Source organism: Candidatus Palauibacter sp., from assembly GCF_965216145.1.
Classification (GTDB): domain Bacteria; phylum Gemmatimonadota; class Gemmatimonadetes; order Palauibacterales; family Palauibacteraceae; genus Palauibacter.
This window is the reverse complement of the sequence record NZ_OZ244149.1, coordinates 2213905-2218034: the sequence shown is the minus strand read 5'-3', so window position 1 is coordinate 2218034 and position 4130 is coordinate 2213905. Positions and strand designations below refer to the sequence as shown.

At 65.3% G+C, this 4130-nt stretch carries 3 protein-coding genes; all 3 read right to left on the bottom strand.

The window, feature by feature from the left end; all coding sequences use genetic code 11:
• Nucleotides 1–1339: 1339 nt before the first annotated feature.
• The 3 genes from ACOOHF_RS09665 to istA all read right to left on the bottom strand — a co-directional run bounded on the left by ACOOHF_RS09665 (nt 1340) and on the right by istA (nt 3877).
• The gene (locus ACOOHF_RS09665) at nt 1340–1537 is read right to left on the bottom strand and encodes a hypothetical protein (RefSeq protein ID WP_420461491.1); all 198 of its coding nucleotides are present in this window, start codon (nt 1535–1537) and stop codon (nt 1340–1342) included.
• A gap of 493 nt (nt 1538–2030) precedes the next feature.
• Nucleotides 2031–2840 carry an IS21-like element helper ATPase IstB gene (gene istB, locus ACOOHF_RS09660; RefSeq protein WP_420461490.1) on the bottom strand — a complete coding sequence of 270 codons (810 nt, stop codon included), beginning with the start codon at nt 2838–2840 and terminating at the stop codon, nt 2031–2033.
• On the bottom strand, nt 2837–3877 hold the full coding sequence (istA, locus tag ACOOHF_RS09655) for an IS21 family transposase (protein WP_420461489.1): 1041 nt from the start codon (nt 3875–3877) through the stop codon (nt 2837–2839). Before istA ends, istB begins: the two co-directional genes overlap by 4 nt.
• Nucleotides 3878–4130: the final 253 nt, after the last annotated feature.

The following is a 4130-nucleotide window of genomic DNA, read 5'->3' as shown; positions in this document are numbered from 1 at the left end:
CTGGAAATCGTATGAGACGCCGTTCGTCAGGGAAATGAGCGTGTAACTTTCGGCGTTAGTTTCTCCGGGCTTGCTGTTGTTTATCAGCACCCAATTCCCATAGTCTGTCTCAGAGGACAACTTGTTCCGCAGTTGTATGCCCTCCGAGGGGATAAAGTCCAAGCCAGGAGCCGAAATTGACCATTCGAACAGGACGGAGTTTAGAGAGTCGGTGGGGATAGTGGCCGTTACCCTCCCCGGGGTTCGCGGAGGAACAGCGAGCTTGGCGTAGACACTCATGGCCAGCGCTTCGTTTACGTCGCTCGAAGGCGCCCATCCATCGGACGCCAGCACAAAGGTATCGGCCATATCCGGCGGACTGTGCGCATCCGCTGTTGGACCCAGGGGGTCCACGTCGGGCGATTGGGTCGTGGCGAACTCCACGTAGTTGTCGTTGCTGCAGCCGCTCCGGCACGCAATCAGTAACATGTACCGCTGTGCCGGCTGCAATACGGTGTGTTGTGTGTTAGCCCAAAACCTGTAGCTCTCCCTGGATTCGTAATCCTGGGTATGAGCAAGCCCCGTCACCAGGCTGCCGACGGACCCGTCGGACCGGACCGTATAGAGGCCCGCCCCAAGGGTCATGTATCTGCTTTCATGTTTCCGGGTTACGTGAACCGTAAAGTGGTCCAGCACGTATCCGGCGGGCGACCCGCCGGTCGTGAATTCTTGCGCGACGCCCTCCTCGTCGACATTCAGTTGGACGCCGCCGTGACGCGGCTGATCATAGTTGCCGACGTATTTTAACACCGGCTGTTGCGCGTGGACCCGAGGAGCATCTGCCAAGCCAAGGGCCAGGGCGACGATAATAGCGAAGCCTCCGCGCAAGGCGGTGGGAGTCGGGCGAGCCTTCCGAACCCAGGAGCTCAACGAACACCTAGCCCGTGTCATGACACAGGACGGCGACTCGGTTCCATGGACCAGTTCGCGGCCCGTACAGAATCTCTTGTGGGATCGGTTCTCTATCACTTGCAAAGGCTCTCATCGTTGTTCCCCTCCCCCTCCTCACGCCTCACGGATCATCGATAGGCGCAGCTGCGCGCTGGCGACCTGCCGGGCTCGTGACCGCTGAACTGGTGATCTCGAGTCCCGGTTGTTTGCGCCTAGCGGAGCGGCGCAGGTCACCGTGGCCGGTGACCTGCGCGGTAGGGGCCGCAGCGTTGACTCGCGGGATTGGGGAGGTTCTACGAGTACTTGACGGGCGTTTCGGGGGGCGCCCTGAGGGCGGATCTCGAGCGTCGCGCCGTTATCGGCGAAAATGTCGCCAGTGATCGTGATGCGGAGTGAATTCTCGGGCCCGTTACACCGTGCCGACCGCCGTGAAGCCGCGAAATCTGAAGTTCAGGATCTCTGAACGGGTCTGGTAGTCCTTCCCGCCAGCCGTGGAACCGTCGCAGTCCAGATCCGCGACCTTGGTGCCCGGTCTGTCGTCCGCCGTGCTCGTGTAGATGGCGCACGCCGGGGTTCCGGTCCTGGCGTCCCTGATACTGACCGCCAACTCCGTAAGCGGAGTTACCGTAAAAATTGGCCTTCCCCAAGAGGCTGGCACAGGTGGTCTGCGCCTGCAGGGGCAGGGCAAGGAGCGTGGCGAAGGCCAGCAGGCCGCATGAACAAGCACACGCGAAGGCAACAACCGTCGCGAAGCGGTGCATTGGTACTCTCCTGTGAATGGCGTCGAAATAGCGTCAGATCTTCAACGCCCAGCCACGCGGAAAGCACATGCGCGCATGACCCCGCCCGCTTACACGTACACCGGGTAGCTAGTCCGGTGCGGCACGCGTTTGCGAAACGGCTCTGGTCAGCAGGAAGCCCGACATGCGGACTTCTCCAGAGGATAGCGTCGGCGGCAATGCTACGAACAAGCGGCGACGTGGCGCAAGTCGATGGCTCGAGCGAGTGTCGTACCATGTCAATGGGCATCGAAAATGTCCCACTCCTGGGCATCGAAAATGTCCCACCTCGGGGGAGGGCGGCGCGGAGCCGTGCGGCGGTCATGAGGCGGTCGCTCCGGGCGGGGAGACGTCGCGGGCGGCGCCGGGGCGGATGGCCTTGGAGAGATCGGCGTGGCGGCGCATGCGGTAACTGTTGCCGCGGATGTTGACGATGTGGCAGCGGTGCAGGAGCCGGTCGAGGAGAGCGGCGGCCATGACCTCGTCGCCCAGGACCCGGCCCCACTCCTCGAAGCCCTTGTTGGAGGTGAGCACGGTCGAGGCGTGTTCGTAGCGCCGGTTTACGAGCTGGAAGAAGAACGTGGCTCCGCTCTGGGTGACCGGGAGATAGCCGATCTCGTCGACGATCAACAGCGCCGGGTGAGAGAGGGTCTTGAGGCGCCGGTTGAGGTTCCCGGCGGTCCGGGCCTCCTCGAGGGAGTCGATGAGTGCGGTGAGGGTGCCGTAGTAGACCCTGCGCCCGCTCTCGGCGGTGGCGATGGCGAGCGAGATCGCCAGGTGGGGTTTGCCGACGCCGGGCGGACCGAGGAAGACGACGTTCTCCTTGCGCTGGACGAAGCCGAGTTCGTGCAGGGCATCGATCTGCTCGCGTTTGATCGAGGGCTGGAAGCTGAAGTCGAAGTCGGCCAGCGTCTTGAGCGCGGGCAGTCGGCTGGAGCGCATGGCGGTGGCGAGGCGTCGGCTGTTGCGCAGCGTGATCTGGGCGGCGAGGAGCTGCTCGATGGCCTCGGCGGCCGTCGTCCCGCCGCCGTCCACGCCCGCCAGGACGCCGTCCAGCGCTTCGAGAGCCCCGGGCAGCTTGAGGTCGGCGAGCTGGGCCGCGATGCGTTCCCGGCGCGAGGGCCGCTTCACGACACGCCGCCAGCGATCTTGGCGTACTCGGCCAGCGGACGGCGCTCGACCTCGACGATCCGCGGTGTGGCTGTCTCCGGTGCCTGCGAAGCTTCCTGCTCCGACACCGGGGCGGCCAGCGACCGGTAGGGTCTTGCGGCCAGAGGCGTAAGGTGCGGCCGCTCCAGCTCGAAGCGGTCGGCGGGCCGCTCCTTCAGCGTGCCGTGGATCCGCACGTTCGCTTCACCGTCCACCCAGCGCCGGGCCCGCGCGTTGAGGTCGGCGTCGGAGACGAACTCCCGGCCGTAGAAGAAGCTCTTCCGGATGTAGCCGATCGGGCGCTCGACCTTCCCCTTCGTCTGAGCCCGGTACGGCCGGCAGGCCCTGATCCGGAAGCCCCAGTGGTGGCTGAAGCTCAGGAACTCTCCGTTCTCCAGCAGCCGCCCGCCCGCGTCCCTTTGGTCGTCGGTGATCACCGCCTTCATCTGGTCGAACAGAAGCTCCGACGGCACCCCGCCGAAGTAGGCGAAGGAGGACTCCAGACCCCGCATCACCACCCGCATCGTCTGCCGCTCGTAGTAGCGGAGCCACATGAGCCGCGAGTAGCCCAGCACCACCACCAGCGCGTGACGCTTGCCCCACGGGAGCCGGAAGTCGGCGAAGTCCACCTGCCCCTGGTGCCCCGGAGGCGTCTCGAAGCGTCGCACCGGCTCCTCCGACTCCCGCGGTCGCACCTCCCGCACGTAGCGCTTCACCTGGTCGTAGCCGCCCGCGTAGCCCGCCGCGCGCACCTCCCGGAACAGCCGTACCGCGCTCAGCTTCGGGTACGCGGCGAGGCGGACCTCGATGATCCCCTTGTAGGGATCCAGCTTCGACGGCCCCGGCCGCCGCGGTCCGTACCTCACCGCCTCATCGTCCAGTTCCCGGTCCAGCTGCCCCGAGGCGATCCAGCGGTACACCGTCCGGCGGCTGACCGCCAGCCGCCGCGCCACCTCCGCCTTGCTCGCGTCCTGCTCCAGGTAGTGCCGCAGAAGCACCCGCGTCTCTCTCCCGATCATCGCGTCTTCTCCTCTTGCGAGTGAAGACGCCAGCATACCCAACGCTGCCGGTAGCATCGCGACACGGCACGAGCCGACTCTCCAGGACCTCCCCCGCACCCACCCGGACCGTGCCATTTTCGATGCCCGGATGTGTGTAGTCTTCAATGCCCGCCAACACCGCAAGTAGAAATGTCGTCTTACGGTCTATGTTCGGTACGGGAGAGGAGCTGGAGCCACCCTTTGCCGCGGCCCCGCGAGGCACCGAAGCCCG

What these genes read in the sequence shown, in the direction of transcription:
- istA (WP_420461489.1), bottom strand. Translation starts at nt 3,877, where the DNA reads ATGATCGGGAGAGAGACGCGGGTGCTTCTGCGGCACTACCTGGAGCAG.